We start from the raw sequence: 21,734 nt of genomic DNA, 5'->3' as shown, positions 1-21,734 counted from the left end.
GCCAAAGATCAACAATTCTGAGGATCTAAGGCTGTTTTTGATTTTTATCAACTGATAATTTCAAGAATATCTAAAGCGAACTTTTCTTCTTTGGTGCTGGTAAATTTCCGAATAAAAACCATGCACGTGGGAAAAGAAGATGCAATGTATATTGCAAATAAAGGAACGGTAAAGGAAATGTCAAACATTTCAAGGTAACTCTGAACAGCTACTTCAACAGCAAAACCAATGAATAATAAATATTTTTTAAACCACCAAAAGCGTTTTACGAGATATATGAAAAGCGGCATTAAAAAATATAGCTGCACTAAAATTAAAATGAAATATAATTGATAATAGGCTCCCCCTGTAACGATGGAAGTGAACATTGCCTTCCAACCTGTAAACATTCGGAATCCTTGATAGTAGGAAAATAGCTCATAAAAAATAGACCAAACGAGGAAAGGTCCTAAAATAAACAAAAATCTACGTTTGTAAAAGTTTGTCCATGTTTGTTTTGTAAAGGGTTTCGATTCGTAATTATAAAACAATGTAAGTCCACTTAAAAATACAAAGACAGCCCCTTCAAAGCGTGTAAAGCGATTTAAAAATAAATAGACAAAATAAGAGGAATTATCATTTGAGATTTTATTCAGTGCAACCCCAGTAGCATGAATTAATATAACAAGTAACATCGCTGTTACTCGCATAAATTTTACTGCGTCAATTCGTTCTTTATTTAAAGGCAATTGAAGAACCTCCCTAGACACAATAATAACTATATATTAACTAGAGCATCAACTAACCTTATTTTAATGGTTAATTACCATAAGTCGGATTTATTTCTGTTCCAGCTAAGCGCTTTCCCGGGGGCGATCGATGAGCCGCTTGGGCCAACACGATGTTGGTTAATTTTTATCGACATCCATCTTTCAAAGAGCAAAAAAGGATTCATACACAAAACTGTGTGTGAATCCTTTTACTTTATTATGTCTCCTAGCCTCCACTCCAATCAATTTATATAAACCACAATTGTATAAAAAACACATATAAATTCGATATATTACCAAATTTATATGTGTTAATGATTAAGCTCTTATATCGCAGCTAGCCATTGTTTATCTGTTTTCTTCCTCCCGTATGGGACAATAAATTAATTTGAATCCAAGCCATTATGGCCATCAACTGCTAACGCCATAGCTAAAGCGTAGAATGCGCGACGTGCTCCGGCACTGTTTGGAGTTTCTTTATCAGTAGTCGTAAGGTCCGTAGCAGAGCTAACAGTCCCATCTGTATTTGAAGCATCGGCTAATATATCTAAGCGGGCTAAATCCCAAAGGCCTGAACGACCGTGCGATGGGAAGGAACTTTGACCATGTAATGCTTGACCAACTTCAAGTTGAAGTTTAATTGCTTCTCCGAGTTTATTGTTACTACTTGCAAATCCCTGACCTGTGAATCCAGGATAAACATTGAACAATCCAACCATGGCCTGATTGATCCCCTCACCCTTATTAGGTATTTGCCACGGATTTTTAATCAACTCGGATGAACCTAACATAGCATTTTCCGGAATGTACATACCCCAATATTTAGCTAGGCTAAACAAATTATTAATTAAAGTATTTTTGATAGTTGAATAGTTTGTAAATATAGCTTGGTAGGTATTAATCATCTGAGTTACCATAACTCCAGAATCTGAATCAAAATTTGGAACAAGATTGTACCATGATGAAGCTGTTGGATTTTCGATCAAGCTTGCAAAGATTTGTAAGAATGTTATTGCAAATGTATTATATGCCGGAGAATCAAATCGAGCTCGTAGCATACTATTTGCTAAGTTTACTTCGGAAAATCCATGAACCGGAAGGACTCTTCTAGCAGATAATGCACCATTAAAGGGCTCTTGTTGGAAACACCCTTTAGAAGCATTAGCAACTGAAGTATTGGAACCCCAATGAGTATAGCTAAGAACATCTCTGATTGCGTTTTTCATGTTATAGGCAGGATTTAATGAAGCGCCAGTCTCATTAACTTTTACATCATAAACATGTGCCGCCATCCATAAAGCAATTGCATTTAGCGAGGCATTAAGAATAAATCGCTGATTTTTAGTGTTGAAAAAGGAATGGTGATCTATATAATCTCTAGCACTTGTTCCTGGTTGAATACCAGCAAAAGAAACTTGTCCTGAACTATCGAGAACTGTTGGCATCTCTAAGTAATCTTTTTGAGGATCGGTGGATAAATCTGCAGTAGTTATCCAGTATCCAATTTGCCCCGAATATGGTCCAGTTGCAAAACGATACGCTTTTTCTGAGTCATTGTATGTCCAAGCAGACGGAGTACGATGATACATTAAAGCATGATATTCTTTAGAATTTAATACTTCATTAGCAAAATAATCTCTGTATCGCACTAACAACTCATCTACATTAGAAAGTGATATATCGCTTTGAGATTCATCTAACTTCTTAAGCATCGCTACCCCAAGATAAATAAAGCCAGCTAATGGATTGATTGTCGGAAAATTATATGTTCTTTCCAAAAGTTTAGGAATAACAGTATTAACCATCTCCTTGTAAACTGCATCACGCTCGCCGACTAGTGCCTTTTGTTGGGCGAACTGGGCACAGAACATCATTAATTGTCCAACACCTTGTTGATATGTGGACGCATCACTTGTACCATTTAATAGATGGTCTTGGAAAAATTTCCGCACTCTTGGATATCGACCTTTATCCTTCTTATAAGGGTGGTTTAAAGATACCTGCTCTGTAGATAAAAGAAAAGCTTCGGCGAAGGCTTGAGCCTCTTGTAAGGGTGTAAATGTAGTCAATTGATTCACTCCTAAATTTGTATTTTTAACTTACAAAAATTAAAGTGAATTATATTTCCAAAAATAAACCAATTTATTATTTTTTCACAGGATTTGATGGTTTTAGCCTTCGTTCCCCTATTGGCTCGTCCAATCACCTATCCACATGACATACGTTTTAACATAATGTCATCCAACTTTTTAGTTTTATCGGAGCACTTTCAGGAATTATCGCCCAACTTATCAATTATGCCTCGGCATAATTGCGTCCAGAATCGGCTTTGTGCTTGCACAAAGAACTCCTTTCCGATTCTGTGACATCTGCCGGAGGCTTTAACTTCTTTCAGCGGATGTTTGGACACCCGCTGAAAGAAGTTAATTTTATCGATTAACTTTCACGTTTTATCGCCAAACTTTTAATTTTTATCGACATCCACCTTTCAAAGAGCAAAAAAAGAATAATTCATTATCTAAAAAAGAAGATGTACCAAAGTTGAAAAAAACTTTTGGTACATCTTCTCATTTATTTGTATAGCTTCTGCAAAGCATCTGCCATTTTTGGACGAATTGTTACTTGTGGACGGGCGTTCTTTACGGCCTCTTCCGCTTCCTCTAGAGAATTGGCCATGCCAAGCTCCATTAATACAGCAGTGGCTGCCACTCCTGCGCGACCTCCCCCACTTCCGCAATGGAAGTACACTTTCTGCCCATTCTCATAGGCAGAAACAATTTCTTTCGCAACCTTTTGAATAGATGGTGCAACTTCTATGTCCTCATCAGCAATTGGCATATGCTTGTACACATATGAAGCCTCTTCCTGCTCCTCATTAGATAAGCCATTTACTCGAACATCAATCACGATATCAACCGTTTCTTGTTCAAAAGCTGAATCTGCATCTTTTGCACCACCAAAGAATAATCGATCCTTCACTAATACATCGTAATTTTTATCCATTGTATGCACGCTCCAAACGACTATTTAAGTAAATGCTTAATATCATCATAATATGGAAGAGCTGTTAATGCTCCTGCTTTAGTAGCTGCTAAAGCACCTAGCTTATTACCAAAGCTTACACAACGAACAAGTTCTTCTTCCGTTGTAGATAAACCATTGCAATGAACATCGCGTAATACACCAGCCATAAATGCATCTCCAGCACCTGTAGTATCTACTGGCACAACCTTTTCTGTCGGTACATGGATAACCTCACCGTTTAATACTGCATAAGTGCCATTTTCCCCTACTGTTACTAAAATAATGGGCACTAAATAACTGTTTAATTGCTCAATGCCCTCTTCCAAGCTATTTGTTTCTGTCAGGAAAAATAATTCTTCATCAGTAACCTTTAAAATATCAACGTGCTCAAAAAATGACGTGATAGTTTCGCGACAAACCTGCTCACTGCTCCAGCGTAGCGGACGAATATTCGCATCCATTGCGATAATTGCCCCTTTTTCCTTTGCCATCTCTACAGCAGCACGTGTTGTACCAAGGGCTGTAGGATGGAACATTGTACCCGAGCACACAGTTAAAGCAGATGCATGTTTAAAAGCTGCTTCATTTAATTGTGTTGTTTCTACTTGTAAATCTGGCGTCTCATCGACATAATCCTTAAAAATTCGCTCACATGCTTCTGTTAAATGTACATAGACACCGCTAACACGCTTCGCAGGGTTAAATACTGCATAATCCAGGCTTACCCCTTCTTGTGCAAGGCCATCTCGAACGAATTGAGAGCCTTCGTCATCTCCTGTGATCGTAATTAATGCAGATGGAGCACCGATACGGCTAATTCCCGCAGCAACATTTACCGTTGCACCACCCATATATTTAGTAAAAGATGTGTTTGTTACATCATCTGCGATATAGTCAATAAAAGCATCTCCATAAACTAAAATATAATCCTTATCTTCCTTTGTCATTGTTGTCCTCCCGAAGCTCTAGTCATTATAGATTAACACGAAATCTGATATCGTATAAAATTTTAAACTTTCGGAAAAATAGTAAAGATGCCAACTTAATATCACTATTTTCTCAAAAACTTGAGTCATCCTCTATCTTTGTTATACTTGCCTATAGAAAGGTAGGGATTTTGACAATGAGTATTACAATTCGACAAGCGCAACCACAGGATGCCCATGCCGTTGTACCACTAATTATTGATGCGATTGGTGATATTGCCAACCGTTTAACAGGTGAACAGACAGCGAAAGCCGTTGAACAAGAACTTACTGTACTATTCAAGCGTGAGGACAATCGACATTCCTATTTAAATACTTTTGTTGCTGCTGAGAATGAGCAAGTATTAGGAATTCTTGTTTACTATAATGGTGTCGAAGCCATTCATATGGATGCAAATCTCGTAAAATGGCTTGAAGAAAAAAATGCGCCATCCATCATCATCGATCAAGAAGCTCATGAAGATGAATATTATATTGATACTATTTGTGTAGCACCAGAAGCTCGTGGTAAAGGAATAGGAACATTATTACTGCAATTTGCCATAGAGGAAACACAAAAACGTGGCTTTACAAAATTATCATTAAATGTTGAAACACAAAAAGAGGACGCTCGTCGCCTTTATGAACGCATGGGCTTTGTCATTACAGGGCCATGGTCCATAATTGATGAGCCATTTCATCATATGGTAAAGCAATTTTAGGATGTGAAACAAAAAAACATGAAGAAAAATTTATTATACCCTCTTTTAATTGTCATTGCTTCTAGTAGCTACGGAATACTATCGACAATTGTCAAAGTAGCTATGCAGCATGGCTTTACAACAGGAGAGGCAGTATCAAGTCAATATATTATTGGCTTTATGCTTGTTGCAACTATTTTTATAGTGACACAAAGGCAATTACCAAAGCTTTCTAAAAAGGGGCTGCTTATTTTAGTGTGCGCCGGGATATTTACCGGTACTACAGGGATTGTATACGGTGAATCATTAAAGTATCTACCCGCCTCTCTTGCCGTAGTAATGCTATTCCAATTCACGTGGATAGGCTTATTAATAGATTGCGCACTTCATAAACGCCTACCAAGTCGAACTGAAGTGATTTCAATCATTGTATTATTCGCTGGAACTATTTTAGCTGCTGGCGTACTAAATGTAGATTTAAGTGATATTCCTATTCAAGGCTGGCTGCTAGGCTTTGCTGCTGCCTTTACTTTTGCTTGCTTTATCCAATTTAACTCTCGTCACGTGGATGGTATTACAACTACATCGCGCGTGTTGATCGTTTCCTTTGTCGCCCTTATTGTGATTAGTATTTTCCTAAATCCTGAAGTTCTTTGGAACGGCAAATTATTCGCCGGGGGATTATGGAAATTCGGACTTGCTCTGGGGCTATTCGGTATTATTTTGCCAATTTATTTATTCTCTATAGCTGTTCCGAAAGTGGGAGGAGCTCTTGCCTCTATTTTAAGTGCTATGGAGTTACCTGTTGCTGTAACCGTTTCTGTTATTGTTCTCCATGAACCATTAACTTCTTTACAAATAGCCGGTATTATTTTGGTTATTGTCGGTATGATGCTACCGACGATACTTTCGCAACGACGACAAAAGGAAAAATCTTTAGAGCCTATCAGTAAGTAAATACTTTAATCTAAATTAGAAAGGGAGATGTATCATATTTTTTTGATACATCTCCCTTATTTCTGTATGAACTTTTATAAACCAAGCGCTCGATACATAAATGCCGTAAATTGTGCGCGTGTTAAGTTTTCATTTGGTCTAAAATTGCCGTTTTCATCGCCTAGTGCAATGTTATGGTCTGCTAGAGTCGCAATATATCCACTCGCCCAATGTGATGGATCAACATCCTTAAACGAGCTATTGCCTCCTGACGTTAAATCAAATGCAAGCACTAGTATTTTCGCCATTTGGGCACGTGTGATATAAACGTTTGGTCGAAATGCCCCGTCTGAACCATCCACGATACCCGCTCGTTGTAGTCGTGTAATTTGTTCGTAATATACATGACTTTTAGGTACATCCAAAAATGATGCAGCATCTCTTATTGGTGCTAGTGGTAATGCACGGTCAATCATAAGCACCACATGCTGACGTTGAATCATATTATTTGGTCGGAAAGTGCCATCTGGATAGCCTTTGATAATGCATCGATTCGCAATTTCTTCGATCATTTCTTTTGCCCAGTTCGTGGAAATATCATTGAATGTAATGTTACAGCCACTGCTTAGCTCCGTCCATTTTGCATATAATGTTGTATTCTCTATTACTTCATCATTAGCAAAATCCCATGCTTTTGTGAGTTCCTCATCCTTGAACCATCCAGCAAATGTATAGCCCTCCTTCATGGGGTTAGAAGGCGCTTGCATGGATGCTTTATAGGCTACAGTTATGGACGGTACTTCACTTCCACCATTTGTATTAAAAGTGACGATATAGCTTTGCGAACCTTGGCCAGATCCCCCGTTAGAAGAATTATACTTCGTCCACTCAGCATATAATATTTCATTAGCTGTCACTACATCATGATTGAAATCCCACTTTTCTGTGAGTTGTTCGTCCTTATACCAGCCGTCAAATGTATGGTCTTCCTTCACAGGTGTAGGCGGTACTTGTAGCAATTCACCTTTTGAAACCTCTTTAGATGGAACTTCACTTCCTCCTTTGGAATTAAAAGTGATAATATAGCTTGGCGTAGATTCTCCAGATCCGCCTTCAGAAGTATTGTCCTTTGTCCATTTTGCGTACAATGTGATATTTTCTATTACAACATCCTTTGCAAAATCCCATGCTTTTGTAAGCTTCGCATCCTTATGCCACCCCACAAACGAGTAACCTTTCTTCATAGGTGTAGGGGGTGCCTGCAGCAATTCATCTTTAGAAATTTCTTTAGATGGTACTTCACTTCCTCCATTGGAATCAAAAGTGATGATATAGCTTGATGTAGCTTCACCAGATTCGCCTTCAGAAGTATTGTCCTTTGTCCATTTCGCATACAATGTGATATTTTCTGTTACAACATCTTTTGCAAAATCCCACGCTGTTGTAAGCTCTGTGTCCTTATACCAGCCGGCAAATGTATGGTCTTTCTTTACTGGATTAGCTGGTACTTGTAGCAATTTACCTTCTAATACTATTTCAGATGGTACTTCACTTCCTCCGTTTGAGTTAAAAGTAACAATGTAATTTGAATTCCACTTTGCATAAATTGTCATTGGCTGTGATACAGAGTTATTCCATGCTATCGTATAGTCCTGATCTTCAAACCATCCACTAAACGTTTTATCCTTTTCTTCACGCTTAAGTTGACTTTCGAATGGTAAGTTATTTAATTTAGGTGTTCCGTGAAATGTTACAAAATCAAACTCGTCAAAATTGAAGGCATCTGTTCCTATTCCTTTAACACTTGATGGAATCTCTATACTTGTTATTTGGTTATTCTTAAATGCGAATGCTCCAATCCATGTTACACTCGATGGAATCTCTACACTTTTCAATTGATTATTTTCAAATAAACCCTGAGCTATCGTCGTGATACCTGAAGGGATTTCCACACTTGTTAACTGATTATCCGAAAATGCAAAATCATCTATCTTTGTTAAACTTGATGGTAGTTCTACACTTGTTAATCGATTTTTATAAAATGCTCCATACTCTATCGCTGTCACACTTGTCGGAATCTCTACGCTTGCTAATTGATTTTTAGCAAATGCATGTGGCCCTATCGTTGTCACACTCGATGGAATTTCTATGTCTGTTAATTTATTGTTATTAAATGTCGTGTGCTCTATCGTTTTAATGCTTGATGGAAGCTTTACGCTTATTAATTGATTATTTTTAAATGCAGCCCATTCTATCGTTGTCACACTTGATGGGAGGTCTAATTTTGTTAGTTGATTATCCGCAAATGCCGATTGTCCGATACGTTCAACACTTGACGCAATATCCACGTTTGCTATTTGATTATTAGCAAATGCATATGACCCTATCGTTGTTACACCAAGCTGGATCTCTACATTTCTTAACTGATTGTATCTAAATGCGCTTGACGCTATCGATTTCACATTTGAGGGAATCTTTATATCTATCAATTGATTATAAGAAAATGCATTGTATCCTATCGTTGTTAAACTTGATGGAAGCTCAACGCTAGTGAGCTCATTATGATCAAATGCATATGCTTCTATATTTGTTACGCCTTCTGGAATCTCTACACTTTTTAATTGATTATAATTAAATGCAGACCCTTTTATTGTCGTTACACCTTCGGATATCTCTACACTCGTCAATTGATTATAAGCAAATACGCTTGCCTCTATCGTTGTCACACTTGACGGGATTTCTACATGTTTTAAATGATTATGTGCAAATGCGAATGCTTCTATCTTTGTTACACTAGAAGGAATCACAACACTTGTTAATTGATTGTTAAAAAATGCGCTTGTCCCTATCACTACAACTGGTTGACCATTTATTTCACTAGGGATAACGATATCCTTTGAAGAACCATTATAGCCCGTAATGGCAACACCATTGAACATACTTCTCGTTATGAACTCATCTTCATTTTCATCTTCATCACTTGACGTTATGGTTTCATCTTTATTGCTTGATGCTTCGTTCCCATCTTCATTTTCACCTGGCGCTATATTAACGTCTTCAATATTTGACGTATCGGTTTCTTCTTTGTTGTTAAATGCTTCGCTTTTATTTTCATCATTCGGCGTTACAATATCATTCTCTGCATTGCTTGTCGCATAAACAGATAGGCTGCCTAATGACAATTGAGAAAACACCAAAAGCATGGAAACTAATAATAAAAAGGCTTTTTTCATTTAGTAATCTCCTTTCAAAACTAAACTCTGGTATCACTTCTAAATCAGGGTCAACATACGTTCCAAAAAATACTTCCTCTTGCTCTGATCAGCTTGCGATTTAGTATTAGATGAAAAAGAAACTTAGAAACATCAATACTATTACCACAAATACAAGATTATTTACTTTTTACACTTAACCTATACCTCTAAACGAACTTCTTTAAACATATTTTCCCTCTTTTAAGTATTTTTTTTACTTTTCATCTCTTGCAATGACCGAGTGCGAATTTGAATCACGTGTAATGAAAAAAGCAAAAAAGGCATCCTTTTATCTTAAAGAATGATGCTATTTAGGTTAGAACCTTCTATGAAAAGATGCAAATCAATCTTTGCTTACTTTTGAACATATTTTGATAAACTGGTTATTTGCATCATTATGATAATTATGTTCAACTTTATTTTTGAGATTGGATCGAGTGATGTTCACTTGATATTCCCCTCTCAAAGAAAGGACTTACTTATCCTTTTACCTATAATTCATACGCATGCCGGGCGCACATAGAAAAAGAGATGGATCGAATATACGATACATCCCTCTTTTTAAAGTCTTATTCTATAAACCAAGCACTCGATACATAAACGCTGTAAATTGTGCGCGTGTTAAGTTTTCATTTGGTCTAAAATTGCCGTTTTCATCGCCTAGTGCAATGTTATGGTCTGCTAGAGTCGCAATATATCCACTCGCCCAATGTGATGGATCGACATCCTTAAACGAGCTATTGCCTCCTGGCGTTAAATCAAATGCAAGCACTAGTATTTTCGCCATTTGGGCACGTGTGATATAAGCGTTTGGTCGAAACGCTCCGTTTGAACCATCCACGATACCTGCTCGTTGTAGTCGTGTGATTTGTTCATAATATGGATGGCTTTTAGGTACATCCGAAAATGATACAGCCCCTCGAATTGGTGTTGGTTGTAATGCACGATCAATCATAAGCACCACATGCTGACGTTGAGCCAAATCATTTGGTCGGAAAGTGCCATCTGGATAACCTTTAATAATGCATCGACTAGCAACTTCTTGAATCATATCTTTCGCCCAGTTATTGTCAATATCCTTAAAAGTAATGTCACAGCCAGTATTCTCCTGCATCCATCGAGCATATAACGTTAAGTCTTCTGTGACTACATTTTTCGCGAAATCCCATGCTTTTGTGAATTCTTTATTTTTATACCATCCGATAAATATATGGCCTTCCTTCGTTGGTTTAGAAGGGGCTTTCACTAAAGCTTTATATGCTACTGTTCGCGAAGGAACTTTACTGCCTCCATTGGAATCAAACGTAACAATATAGCTACCTTCTGACACATTATCCTTTGTCCATTTCGCATATAAGGTAACATTTTTTGTCACTACGTCTTTTGCAAAATCCCATTGTACTGTCAATTCTTCATCTTTATGCCAGCCTTCGAATGTATAACCTTCCTTCTTTGGAGCAGCTGGCGCTTTTACTAATTCACCATGTCCTACAAATTGGGATGGCACTTCGCTTCCGCCATTGGCATCAAAAGTTACAATATAACTTGCTTTCGACCACTTTGCATATAGCGTTATATCTTTTGTTACTACATCTTGATTGAAATTCCACGCTTCCGTGAGCCTTTTATCTTTATACCAACCCGCAAATGTGTACCCTTCTTTTACTGGAGTGGATGGGGCTTTTACTAGCTCTCCAGCCCCTACTGATTGGGATGGAACTTCACTTCCGCCATTGGCATCAAAAGTAACGATGTAGCTTTGTTTCGACCATTTAGCATATAGTGTGATATCTTTTTTCACTACATCCTGCTCGAAATTCCATGCTTCTATCAGTCCTTTGTCTTTATACCAGCCCCCAAATGTGTATCCCGCTTTTACTGGAGAGGATGGTACTTTCACTAATTCACCATGTTCTACTGTTTGGGATGGCACTTCATTTCCGCCATCGGTATCAAACATGACAGCAAGGGGACTCCACTTAGCGTAAACAGTCATTGGTTTGGATACAGTGTTACTCCAATTTATCTTATAATCTTCATCTTCAAACCATCCTAAAAAAGATTTCCCACTCTTATATTGAAATTTAAAAGGAGTTGTAGCCCATTGGAATTCATGTGCTCCATGAAAGGTTATAAAATCTAATTGATTATAACTAAATGCTTCCGATTCTATTGTGGTCACACTTGCGGGGATTTCTACACTTGTCAACTGATTATCAGAAAATGCATAGTTTTCTATCGTTTTTACGCTTGCGGGGATCTCTATACTTGTTAATTGATTACTAAAAAATGCTCGTTCTCCTATCGCTATTACGCCTGAGGATAGTTCTATACTTGTTAATTGATTATAAGCAAATGCACTGTTTCCTATCGTCGTCACGCTTGGGGGTAGTTCTATACTTGTTAATTGATTTTCATAAAATGCACCGAGTTCTATCGTTGTCACGCTTGGGGGGATTTTTATACTTGTTAATTGATTATTAGCAAATGCATATGGTTCTATTTTTTTCACCCTTGAGGAGATTTCTATACTTGTTAATTGATTTTTATAAAATGCATTGCTTCTTATAGTTGTCACGCTTGATGGTATTTCTACACTTGTTAATTGATTATCAGAAAATGCACCGATTCCTATCGTTGTCACGCTTGATGATATTTCTATACTTGTTAATTGATTATAAGAAAATGCACTCTCTCCTATCGTTATCACGCCTGATGGTATTTCTACACTTGTTAATTGATTATCAGAAAATGCACGATCTCCTATCGTTGATACGCTTGATGGTATTTCTACACTTGTTAATTGATTTTGAGCAAATGCACCCTCTCCTATCGTTGTCACACTTGACGGTATTGATACACCTGTGAGTCGTTTATTAGCAAATGCTCTGTATCCTATTTCTATAACTGGTTTACCATTGAATTCACTAGGAATTACGATATCCGATTTATCGCCTTGATAACCTATAATGGCAACACCATTGCCTACATCATTTGTTAAGTATTCATCTTGATTATCCTCTATAGTATCTCCCTCATTATTTTTCTCAAAGTTGGTACTATCCTCACTACTGTCCGCCTCATCATTATTCTGCGCAACAATATTCTCACTATCGGAAGTTTTGGTTTCGTCTTCGTTGTTTGGTACTTCGCTCTTACTTTCATGTTCACTCGGCAATACAATATCATTCTCGTCATTACTTATCGCATACACAGATAGACTGCTCAATGACAATTGAGAGAACACTAAAAGCATGATAACTAGTAATATAAAGGCTTTTTTCATCTTAGTAATCTCCTTTCAACACTTTAAAATAAATATTACCCATTAAATGGATACCCTTTATTAAGCAGTTATAAACTTTATTAATATATTAAAATCAATATTTACTTGTTTTAGAGCATTTGTTGATAATCTAATCTATCCAAATCCAACCAAGTCCAAGTAAAAATATGAAATGCCTCACTTAGTGGTAATACTTTATAATCCGAGTGCTCGGAGATTCTCCCAATTCTATTTTTTAAAAATCAAGTTATTGCCTTTTTAGCACAAAAAAATATAACATTAATTTCAAAATCAACAAAATCAATTTTTGTTGGTTTTTAAACAAAAATTGATAATATCCACTTTTCAGAGTTTCAAATTCGCATCTAATATGACTTAGATAGACAAATAAATCATTTATCCAAGAACGATTAAAAGGCTTAAACCACTGGGATACAGGGCTTAAGCCTTAAAGCATTTTTTAGTCTTTTCATTTTCTACTTGGTAGGGAACAGATCACAATTGAACTAAAATGGATACCGCCTCTTCTTAAAGATTTTTGTAAAAAAAAGTGAAGCCCTTTACACATAAAATATGTGGGGCTTCACTCTAGCAATATTAAAGCTGGTATACTAACGACTCCTATTAAAGAAACACTTTTTCTCTTAATTTATTATTTTTTATCATGTTGATCTTCTTGTATTTTACTTTTTATATTATCAATTAATCGTTAACAAAATCGGGATGAAAATCAAAATAATAATCCCAATAGCTTGTACGATTAAAACCCTAGTTTGTCGCGAAATTCTATCTAATAATAAAAACAAAATGACTATGATTAAATACAAAATAACACGTTTGTTTTTAATTAATTTAATAGTTATCCACACTATCTCAATTAAATTGCTATAAACAAAATAACAGCTTACGCCATGCTATTGCTCATTCCAAATGCTTTACAACCTTCATAAACAGCATTCTCTATTGTTTCAGTAAAGTGATCAATTGTTTGATTATTACCATTTCAATTTTGGATATAGTTCAGTAATTTTCATACCGTCTATCGTGGCCTTTTCAAAGAGTTCTTCATATCCATTAAATTCTTGGGCGTAATGGTCTCTAGTTCTTGACAGAAACGATTTATCACCATTATGACTAATCCAATACTCATCATTTTTATAATCAAAATTAAATTCTTCCCCTATTGCAATGAGGCTTTTAAACTCTTCAAATTCTTCTTTTGTCATTTTAGCATCCTCTAATATTCTCTATAGATTTTAATAGTTTTTAACTTTTTGGCCGTTTACCCAATCATGTATGTGGCACTTTGGGATTAGCGATCGCATCATTAATCTAAATCTGGAGCCTACCAAAACCCGATAAACCCCTTTACTTAATTAAAATTTTATTGATGTCCATATTTTAAAGCGTAGCATGCTTTTCAAAATCACCAAAATCAACTTTTGTTCACTTTCGTACATATTTTGATAATCTATTCTGAAAAGCTTTAATTCTCTCTATTTTAAAGGGTTTTCGACTTTAGTGAAGCACCTTTGCTATCTAGTATTTACTTAGTTATGATGAATCTAATGATAATTTTTTAATTATTCTAACATTAATGTTGGGTTTTAGGATTATACTAATAGTATGTAAGTTTTTCACTATTAGGAAGGGGGAAGATTATGCAGAAAACACGTATTTTCAGTTTTTTACTTGTGCTGATGCTTCTTGTCTTAGCTGCTTGTAGTGGTGACAAGGCTTCTACAAAAGATACAAAAGATAGCGACAAAACGTCCAGTTCTGAAAAGACCGATGTAGCAGCTAAGCCATCTGGAAAGCTTGTTATCTATACAGGGCGCGATGAAGAAATGGTGCAAAAGGTAATCGATCAGTTTAATGAAAAGTACCCGGACATTGAAGTGGAATTTTTAACGATGGGCGCACAGCAAATTTTAGAACGCCTACGTGGTGAAAAAGCAAATCCTCAGGCTGATTTTTGGTGGGGCGGTACGCAATCTGCACTAACTGTAGGCGCCAATGAAGATTTGCTTCAAGCTTGGAAGCCTAGCTTTAACGACTCCATTGATGCGGCTTATAAAGATGCAGATGGTCGTTGGTTTGGCGAAATGTTACTGCCAGAGGTCATTATGATTAACAAGGATGTATTAACGAAAGAAACGGGTCCACAAGATTGGGATGATTTATTAGATCCAAAATGGAAGGATAAAATATTAATTCGTGGTGTGTTAGCATCTGGAACGATGCGTACTATTTATTCATCTATGATTTTACGTCAAGGAGCAGATTCACCTGAGAAGGGATACGATTGGTTATTAAAATTAGATGCCAACACGAAGGAATATACACAAGATCCAAATGCACTTTATTTAAAGATGACACGACAAGAAGGCAGTGTTTCTTTATGGAATTTGCAAGATATTTTATTAAAGAAATATACGACTGATTATCCGTTTGATTATATTTATCCGAAAAGTGGTGCACCGATTTTAGTTGATGGTGTTGCAGTTGTCAACAATGCTAAAAACTTAGAAAATGCAAAGCTCTTCGTCGAATTCTTATTTGAAAAAGGTATGGTGACTCAACTAGCAAACGATTACTATCAAATTCCTACTCGCTCAGATATCGATAAAGCGGCAATGCCGGAGTGGTATAAAGACTTAGATTTAAAAACGTTTGATATAGATTGGCAGCTCATGACTGAGAAAGAAGCTGAATGGATGGAGCATTGGGATAACAATATTAAAGGACGCGGAAAAAAGTGACCGAGGACTAAAAAGTTGTGAACCTGTCCTATGTTGCTGACAGGTTACTCACAAAAAATCAGGAATGATATTTGTTAAAACGTATGCCATGTATATAAGTTGATTGGAGTAGAGACTGGGCGACTCCTTGGGGATCAGCAATAGAGGAACGAAGGCTAAAACCATCACGTCCTGTGATAACGCCTTCGTGACCAACATCGGTGCTGCTGCCGCTTCGCTTTCGCGCAAAAAACATCTGTAGGCCCGAGACCCTGGAGCGCAGCGGATGTTTTCTGTGCGAAAGCGTAGTGCTAACGTAGCGGCAGCAACAAAAGCGGCTCATCGGACGCCCCCAGGAAGCTCTGCTCTGTGCGAAAGCGAAGCGGCAGCGGCAAATGTTTTATCTGTGCGAAAGCGAAGCGGCAGCAACAAAGTGCCCAGTCGGAACGGAAATCAACCCTACGTTATGGTGATGCCTTTTAATATCATAAAACAAACATCTACGAATATTGTTCATATTTTTAAGCCTCGAGTAATTTTTGCTCGAGGCTTCATGTAACTAATTTTCTAACGAGAAAGGAGCATTTCACTTGAAAAGTGTCAAAATAGAAAATGTCTCTAAGAAATTCGGTCAAATTCATGGCGTAAAAGATTTAGATCTTCATATTAAAGCTGGTGAATTTTTCACGTTCCTCGGTCCAAGTGGTTGTGGAAAAACGACAACGCTAAGGATGATAGCCGGATTTTATTACCCAAGCGAAGGGAAAATTCTTTTTGATGATTCTGATGTGACAAGGCTTCAACCTAATAAACGAAACATCGGTATGGTGTTTCAAAATTATGCCCTCTTTCCACATATGACGGTAGACGAAAATATCTCCTTTGGATTACAAGTACGAAAATTTTCGAAGGGGGAGATCAAGCAAAAGGTTGACCGTATTAGAGGGCTTGTACATTTATCGCAATATGGGAATCGGAAAATTAATGAATTATCTGGTGGGCAGCAGCAACGGGTTGCATTGGCAAGAGCACTTGTGATTGAGCCTGACATTTTATTACTCGACGAGCCATTGTCGAATTTAGATGCTAAATTACGCGAAGAAACGCGCGTTGAAATAAAACGTATTCAATCTGAACTCGGTGTTACAACCATTTATGTTACGCATGATCAAATGGAAGCTATGTCCATGTCCGATCGGATAATGGTCATGGAAAATGGGAACGTCAGACAAATCGGTACTCCTCAAGAGATTTATAATCGACCTTCAAACCGCTTCGTAGCAGATTTTATTGGTGAGACAAACTTAATTGAAGCGACAATCGGTGCTGTTAATGGTGACGATATACAAGTAAAAACCGTGAGTGGACTTGTTCTCACTGGGCGAAAGCAACAAAGCTCCCCCACTTTAACGCATATGATTGGAGACAAAGTATTTATTTCTATTCGTCCTGAATCTATCAATCAAGGTACTGGTGAAAACAACTTAACAGGTAAAATCACTTTTGTTGAATTTACAGGAATTAGTGTGAACTACATTGTGGAATGTCTAGATTTTTCACTAAAAGTAATGATTATTAATATGAACGGTCAATTTAAAAAAATCGGTGAAGAAATCACTTTAAATATAGCCCAAGATTCACTGTATTTTTTAGGGGAATAGGAGGTACTAACATGGAAAAAACACACCCCAAACCTTCTGAAGGAAATGCATGGACACGACTAACTAGATCAAATTGGTTTGTCTATATTTTAGTTGCACCTTTATTTTTAGTGTTGTTTGCCTATGTAGTATACCCGTTCTATCAAACTTTTAAAGAAAGCTTTTCTGGTGCTGACGCGCTATCTAATTATAAAAACTTTTTTAATATAGCTAGCCCAGCAAATTTAGAGGCATTGTGGACTAGTATATATATATCCGTTATCAGTGTTATTTGCTGTGCAATCGTCGGTGTAACTATGGCATTTCTACTGGAACGCTATGATTTCCCAGGCAGACGGATACTCTCTGTTTTAGTATTGGTACCCATGGCTCTTCCGCCGTTAGTAGGTGTGCTGTCCTTTACATTTTTGTATGGAGAGAGTGGGATTTTCCCACGTGCGTTTCAGCACCTATTTGGTTTAGAGCAAGTACCTTTTTCATTAAAAGGCATATGGGGGGTTATCGTAGTACATACATTCACGATGTACACTTACTTCTACTTAACCGCCTCAGCAGCTATAAAAGGTCTTGATCCAGCCTTAGAAGAAGCCGCAACTAGCTTAGGTGCCGGGCGTATTCGAGTATGGACAAAGGTTATTTTGCCCATGTTGACACCCTCGATTGTTGCCTCATCCTTACTCGTATTTATGATATCTATGGCATCCTACACTGCACCTTTAATGTTCGGTGTCGAACGCACGATGACAATGCAAATCTATTTATCACGTACGAATGGAAATTTAGATATGGCAGCGACACAATCTATGATTTTATCCTTTGTGTCCATTACCTTTTTAATTGTTATGCGCTGGTATCAAAACCGCCGAAATTATCAAAATCTCAGTAAAGGTATTAGTGTTCATCGATCCGAAGTGTCTTCAAAAAGCATGAAAATAATGGCGACTATTGCATCTTTCACAGGTACATTAATTTTAATTTTGCCGATTTTAGTGCTTATATTAATTTCATTTTCCGTTGATGGTGCATGGAAAACACAAGTTCTTCCAACAGACTATACATTGGATCATTATCAAGCACTTTTTACAGATGAACGGACGTGGCGACCGATTTGGAATTCCATTCGAATGGGGCTCATTGCAACACTCGGCAATATCATTTTCGGTGTTGCGGCAGCCTATGCTATGGTACGGTTAAACTTTAAAGGTAAAACATTACTCGATATTTTAATCATGGTTCCATGGGCATTGCCAGGAACGGTTGTAGCTGTCAATTTAATCGCAGCTTTTAGTACGGAAAATATATTCGCCTTTAATCAGGTTCTTATCGGGACGTTCTGGATTTTGCCGTTAGCTTATTTTATTAGACATTTACCGCTTGTTTTCCGATCGACATCAGCATCACTTGTGCAATTAGATCAATCTATCGAAGAAGCATCACGAAGTTTAGGTGCAACATGGTGGTATTCATTTAGACGTATTGTCCTACCACTTACATTTACGGGGATTTTGGCAGGTACGTTACTAGCACTTGTTCAAAGCTTTGGCGAATTCGTAGCGTCTATTCTTATTTACAGTACGTCGACAATCCCATTATCAGTGGCGATATTCCAAAAGTTGTATTCCTTTAAATTTGGAACTGCTTGTGCATATGGCGTCTTACAAATTTGTTTAATTTTAATTGTACTTATTATTTCCGAGAAGTTATCTAAAGGCAGTGCTGGTTCGGCCATATAACTGCCAATCTACTAGGAGGCAATTCATATGTTTGAAGATTTCCGCAACAAAACCCAGCAAGAAGATGGGATGAACTTCCCCTCTAATATTTATCGTAAAATTGTCTTACAGCCGGCTTACGATGAAGCCAAGAAAAACTTTTTAACAATTATGCTACAAATCAATATTGCACACTTAAAAATGTTGGAAGAACAGGGTCTAGTAAAAAAAGAAGAAGCTAAAGAAATTGGTACTGCTTTAAAAAAACTAGACTTGAACTATTATCGTATAGAGGATTACAGCCCGCGATATGAGGATTTGTTTTTCCGCATCGAAAATAAATTAATAGAGCTTGCTGGCGATGTTGCTGGGAATCTTCACATTGGTAGAAGTCGTAATGATATGGGTATTGCCATTTATCGCATGACTTTAAGAAAAAAATTATTGTTGCTTATGCAAGAATTACTGACATTACGAGATGATTTAATCGCAGCTGCTGAGGAGCACGTCGATACGATTATGATTGGCTATACACATACGCAGCAAGCACAGCCTACGACCTTTGCACATTATTTGAAAGCTGTCATCGATCAACTTGAACGAGATTTTGAACGTTTACAACATGTCTACAAAACGGTGAATCGCAGTAGTATGGGAGCAGCGGCATTAACGACAACAGGCTTCAATATAAATCGAGAGCGTATGCGTGAGTTATTGGCATTCGATGATATTATCGAAAATGCTTGGGATGCTGTTGCTGGTGCAGATTATATTGCAGAGGCAGCGAGTATTGTTCAGCTTGCGGCACTTAATCTCGGCCGCACATCCCAAGATTTTTTATTATGGGCTACACAGGAATTCAATGCATTTACGCTAGCAAGCCCGTACGTGCAAGTTAGCTCTATCATGCCACAAAAGCGCAACCCTGTTTCGATCGAGCATACGCGTTCATTGCTCTCAGCGGTTGTTGGTGATGCTAGTACAGTATTACAAATGGTACATAATACACCTTTTGGAGATATCGTAGACACAGAGGATGATATGCAACCATATTTATGGCGCGCCATTGACCGTTTAATAGGTATTTATAAACTATTTGGTTCACTTGTTGTCACGATGGATGTAAACAAGAAAAAACTAAGAAGTCGAGCAGAAAATAGTTTTGCCAATGTGACAGAGCTTGCCGATACGCTAGTGCGCTCGGAAGGTATTTCATTCCGCCAAGCACATAGTATAGTTAGTAAATGTATTAAAGTATTGCTCTCTCATGGTGAGGAATCTCTAGCAAGTCTTACATGGGGTCTTACCAATACACAATCTAAATTAATTACTGGTAAACCATTAAAAATTTCCGAGGAAGATTTTTATAACACATTAAAACCAGAGACCTTCGTTGCTGTACGTACATTACCTGGTGGTCCGGCACCCGTAACGATGAAAGCATCTCTTGAACGCTCCAAGGAAAATACTCATAACCTTTATGAGTGGATTCGTTTGAAGGAGTCTATGATTATTGAAGCAGAAAAACAATTAACAGTATATATAGAGGAATGGAATCAATGATGGGATGGCTACTTATTATTGACGGTGGTGCTACAAAAACGGCATGTGCGCTCGTACATGCCGAGTCTGGTGAAATAAAATATACAACATCAACAAGTGGCTCGAATTATCAAGCAATCGGTGCTAAGTCTGCTACAGAAATATTGCAAGCGTTATTAGTAAACGTGCAGGACTTTTTGCAAAAGCAAAATTACTCAAATATTGCTGTAGCTACCTTTGCAATGGCTGGGATTGATTCTCCCAAAGATCATGAAACTGTATCAGCAATCGTTCATAGTGCTGTATCGGCATTACAGTTAAAAATAGATACGCTTCTTATAGAAAATGATGCACAAGCCACTTTACTTGGTGTTACTACTGGACAGGCAGGCGCATTACTCATTGCTGGAACAGGAGCCATTGCGTACGCATTTGATGGTACACAAATAGTACGTGCAGGTGGTTGGGGGCATCGCGCAGGAGATGAAGGCAGTGGCTATTGGTTAGGGCAAGAAGTCATACGTGCCATTTTCCGCATGGAAGACGGACGCGGTGAGCCGACCATATTAAAAAATGCTGTCTATGATTACTTAAGGATCCAAGATGTTACAGAGTTAGCTACATGGCTGTTCCATCCATCCTACACGAACGCACAGCTTGCAAAGATGGGGGCATTTTTAGCAGATGCCGTGGCCAAAAAGGATTCATGTGCCATTCAAATATCAATGCGTGCTGCCCATGAATTAGTGCTCCTTGCTTGCGCCGTGTTGAAAAAAGTTGACTATCAAGGCCAAGCATTTAGCCTTTATTGTAATGGTGGTGCTATTAAGCATAATCCATTAATTTTAAAAATTTTTTCACAGGAAATGAAATCGATGTATCCACAAATTAAAGTTTCTCTATGTCAGCATCAACCAATCTATTATCTTATGGAGCGAACAAAAAGGGCCTATGACAGTTTGTAATGTCATAGGCCCTTCATGTTGTTGAAAACTATTATGTTCAATGAAATCAGAGTATCCATTTCTCTTCTGCAAAACGAGTGGTTGATTTCCGTTCCGACTGGGCGCTTTCCTGGGGGCGTCCGATGAGCCGCTTCGCTTCGCTGCAGGGTCTCGGGCCAACACGATGTTGGTCACGAAGGCGTTATCACAGGACGTGAT

General features: G+C 37.6%; 15 protein-coding genes. 8 read left to right on the top strand and 7 right to left on the bottom strand.

Annotated elements, in window-relative coordinates; translation table 11 throughout:
• Positions 1-47 precede the first annotated feature (47 nt).
• The 4 genes from ABH968_RS15820 to ABH968_RS15805 all read right to left on the bottom strand — a co-directional run bounded on the left by ABH968_RS15820 (position 48) and on the right by ABH968_RS15805 (position 4,720).
• Entirely contained in the window at positions 48-728 is a 681-nt protein-coding gene (locus ABH968_RS15820) for an acyltransferase (RefSeq protein WP_370045397.1), read from the bottom strand.
• A 404-nt stretch (positions 729-1,132) separates the two neighbouring features.
• Complete coding sequence (locus tag ABH968_RS15815) at positions 1,133-2,818, bottom strand: hypothetical protein (RefSeq protein WP_370045395.1); 1,686 nt, start codon at positions 2,816-2,818, stop codon at positions 1,133-1,135.
• A 502-nt stretch (positions 2,819-3,320) separates the two neighbouring features.
• The gene (locus ABH968_RS15810; protein ID WP_370045393.1) at positions 3,321-3,752 is read right to left on the bottom strand and encodes a protein-tyrosine phosphatase family protein; all 432 of its coding nucleotides are present in this window, start codon (positions 3,750-3,752) and stop codon (positions 3,321-3,323) included.
• Positions 3,753-3,772: 20 nt separating this feature from the next.
• On the bottom strand, positions 3,773-4,720 hold the full coding sequence (locus tag ABH968_RS15805; protein ID WP_370045391.1) for a carbohydrate kinase family protein: 948 nt from the start codon (positions 4,718-4,720) through the stop codon (positions 3,773-3,775).
• 176 nt (positions 4,721-4,896) lie between these two features.
• Between ABH968_RS15805 and ABH968_RS15800 the strand changes: the two genes are divergently transcribed.
• Both ABH968_RS15800 and ABH968_RS15795 read left to right on the top strand, forming a co-directional pair.
• Positions 4,897-5,460, top strand: coding sequence for a GNAT family N-acetyltransferase (locus ABH968_RS15800; protein ID WP_370045390.1), 564 nt, complete (start codon positions 4,897-4,899; stop codon positions 5,458-5,460).
• An 18-nt stretch (positions 5,461-5,478) separates the two neighbouring features.
• A complete protein-coding gene (locus ABH968_RS15795; protein ID WP_370045388.1) occupies positions 5,479-6,396 on the top strand; it encodes an EamA family transporter in 918 nt (305 codons plus the stop codon).
• A 74-nt stretch (positions 6,397-6,470) separates the two neighbouring features.
• Here the strand turns inward: ABH968_RS15795 and ABH968_RS15790 are convergent, their stop codons facing one another.
• The 3 genes from ABH968_RS15790 to ABH968_RS15780 all read right to left on the bottom strand — a co-directional run bounded on the left by ABH968_RS15790 (position 6,471) and on the right by ABH968_RS15780 (position 14,141).
• Positions 6,471-9,608 carry a leucine-rich repeat protein gene (locus ABH968_RS15790; protein WP_370045386.1) on the bottom strand — a complete coding sequence of 1,046 codons (3,138 nt, stop codon included), beginning with the start codon at positions 9,606-9,608 and terminating at the stop codon, positions 6,471-6,473.
• Positions 9,609-10,203: 595 nt separating this feature from the next.
• Entirely contained in the window at positions 10,204-12,915 is a 2,712-nt protein-coding gene (locus tag ABH968_RS15785; protein ID WP_370045384.1) for a leucine-rich repeat protein, read from the bottom strand.
• Positions 12,916-13,910: 995 nt separating this feature from the next.
• A complete protein-coding gene (locus ABH968_RS15780; protein ID WP_370045382.1) occupies positions 13,911-14,141 on the bottom strand; it encodes a hypothetical protein in 231 nt (76 codons plus the stop codon).
• A 435-nt stretch (positions 14,142-14,576) separates the two neighbouring features.
• Between ABH968_RS15780 and ABH968_RS15775 the strand changes: the two genes are divergently transcribed.
• The 6 genes from ABH968_RS15775 to ABH968_RS15750 all read left to right on the top strand — a co-directional run bounded on the left by ABH968_RS15775 (position 14,577) and on the right by ABH968_RS15750 (position 21,536).
• Complete coding sequence (locus tag ABH968_RS15775; protein WP_370045381.1) at positions 14,577-15,677, top strand: extracellular solute-binding protein; 1,101 nt, start codon at positions 14,577-14,579, stop codon at positions 15,675-15,677.
• A 265-nt stretch (positions 15,678-15,942) separates the two neighbouring features.
• Positions 15,943-16,215: a hypothetical protein gene (locus ABH968_RS15770; protein ID WP_370045380.1), complete on the top strand. Its 273-nt coding sequence runs from the start codon at positions 15,943-15,945 to the stop codon at positions 16,213-16,215.
• Positions 16,216-16,246: 31 nt separating this feature from the next.
• Entirely contained in the window at positions 16,247-17,317 is a 1,071-nt protein-coding gene (locus tag ABH968_RS15765) for an ABC transporter ATP-binding protein (RefSeq protein ID WP_370045378.1), read from the top strand.
• An 11-nt stretch (positions 17,318-17,328) separates the two neighbouring features.
• On the top strand, positions 17,329-19,050 hold the full coding sequence (locus ABH968_RS15760; protein WP_370045377.1) for an ABC transporter permease: 1,722 nt from the start codon (positions 17,329-17,331) through the stop codon (positions 19,048-19,050).
• 27 nt (positions 19,051-19,077) lie between these two features.
• A complete protein-coding gene (gene argH / locus ABH968_RS15755; RefSeq protein WP_370045375.1) occupies positions 19,078-20,592 on the top strand; it encodes an argininosuccinate lyase in 1,515 nt (504 codons plus the stop codon).
• Positions 20,589-21,536: an N-acetylglucosamine kinase gene (locus ABH968_RS15750; protein ID WP_370045373.1), complete on the top strand. Its 948-nt coding sequence runs from the start codon at positions 20,589-20,591 to the stop codon at positions 21,534-21,536. The genes argH and ABH968_RS15750 overlap by 4 nt, the downstream gene beginning before the upstream one ends.
• The last annotated feature ends 198 nt before the right edge of the window (positions 21,537-21,734 follow it).

It is taken from the genome of Lysinibacillus sp. RC79, from assembly GCF_041262405.1.
Taxonomy (GTDB): Bacteria; Bacillota; Bacilli; order Bacillales_A; family Planococcaceae; genus Lysinibacillus.
Note: the sequence above shows the minus strand (reverse complement) of the source record. Positions and strands in the feature narration are given on the sequence as shown.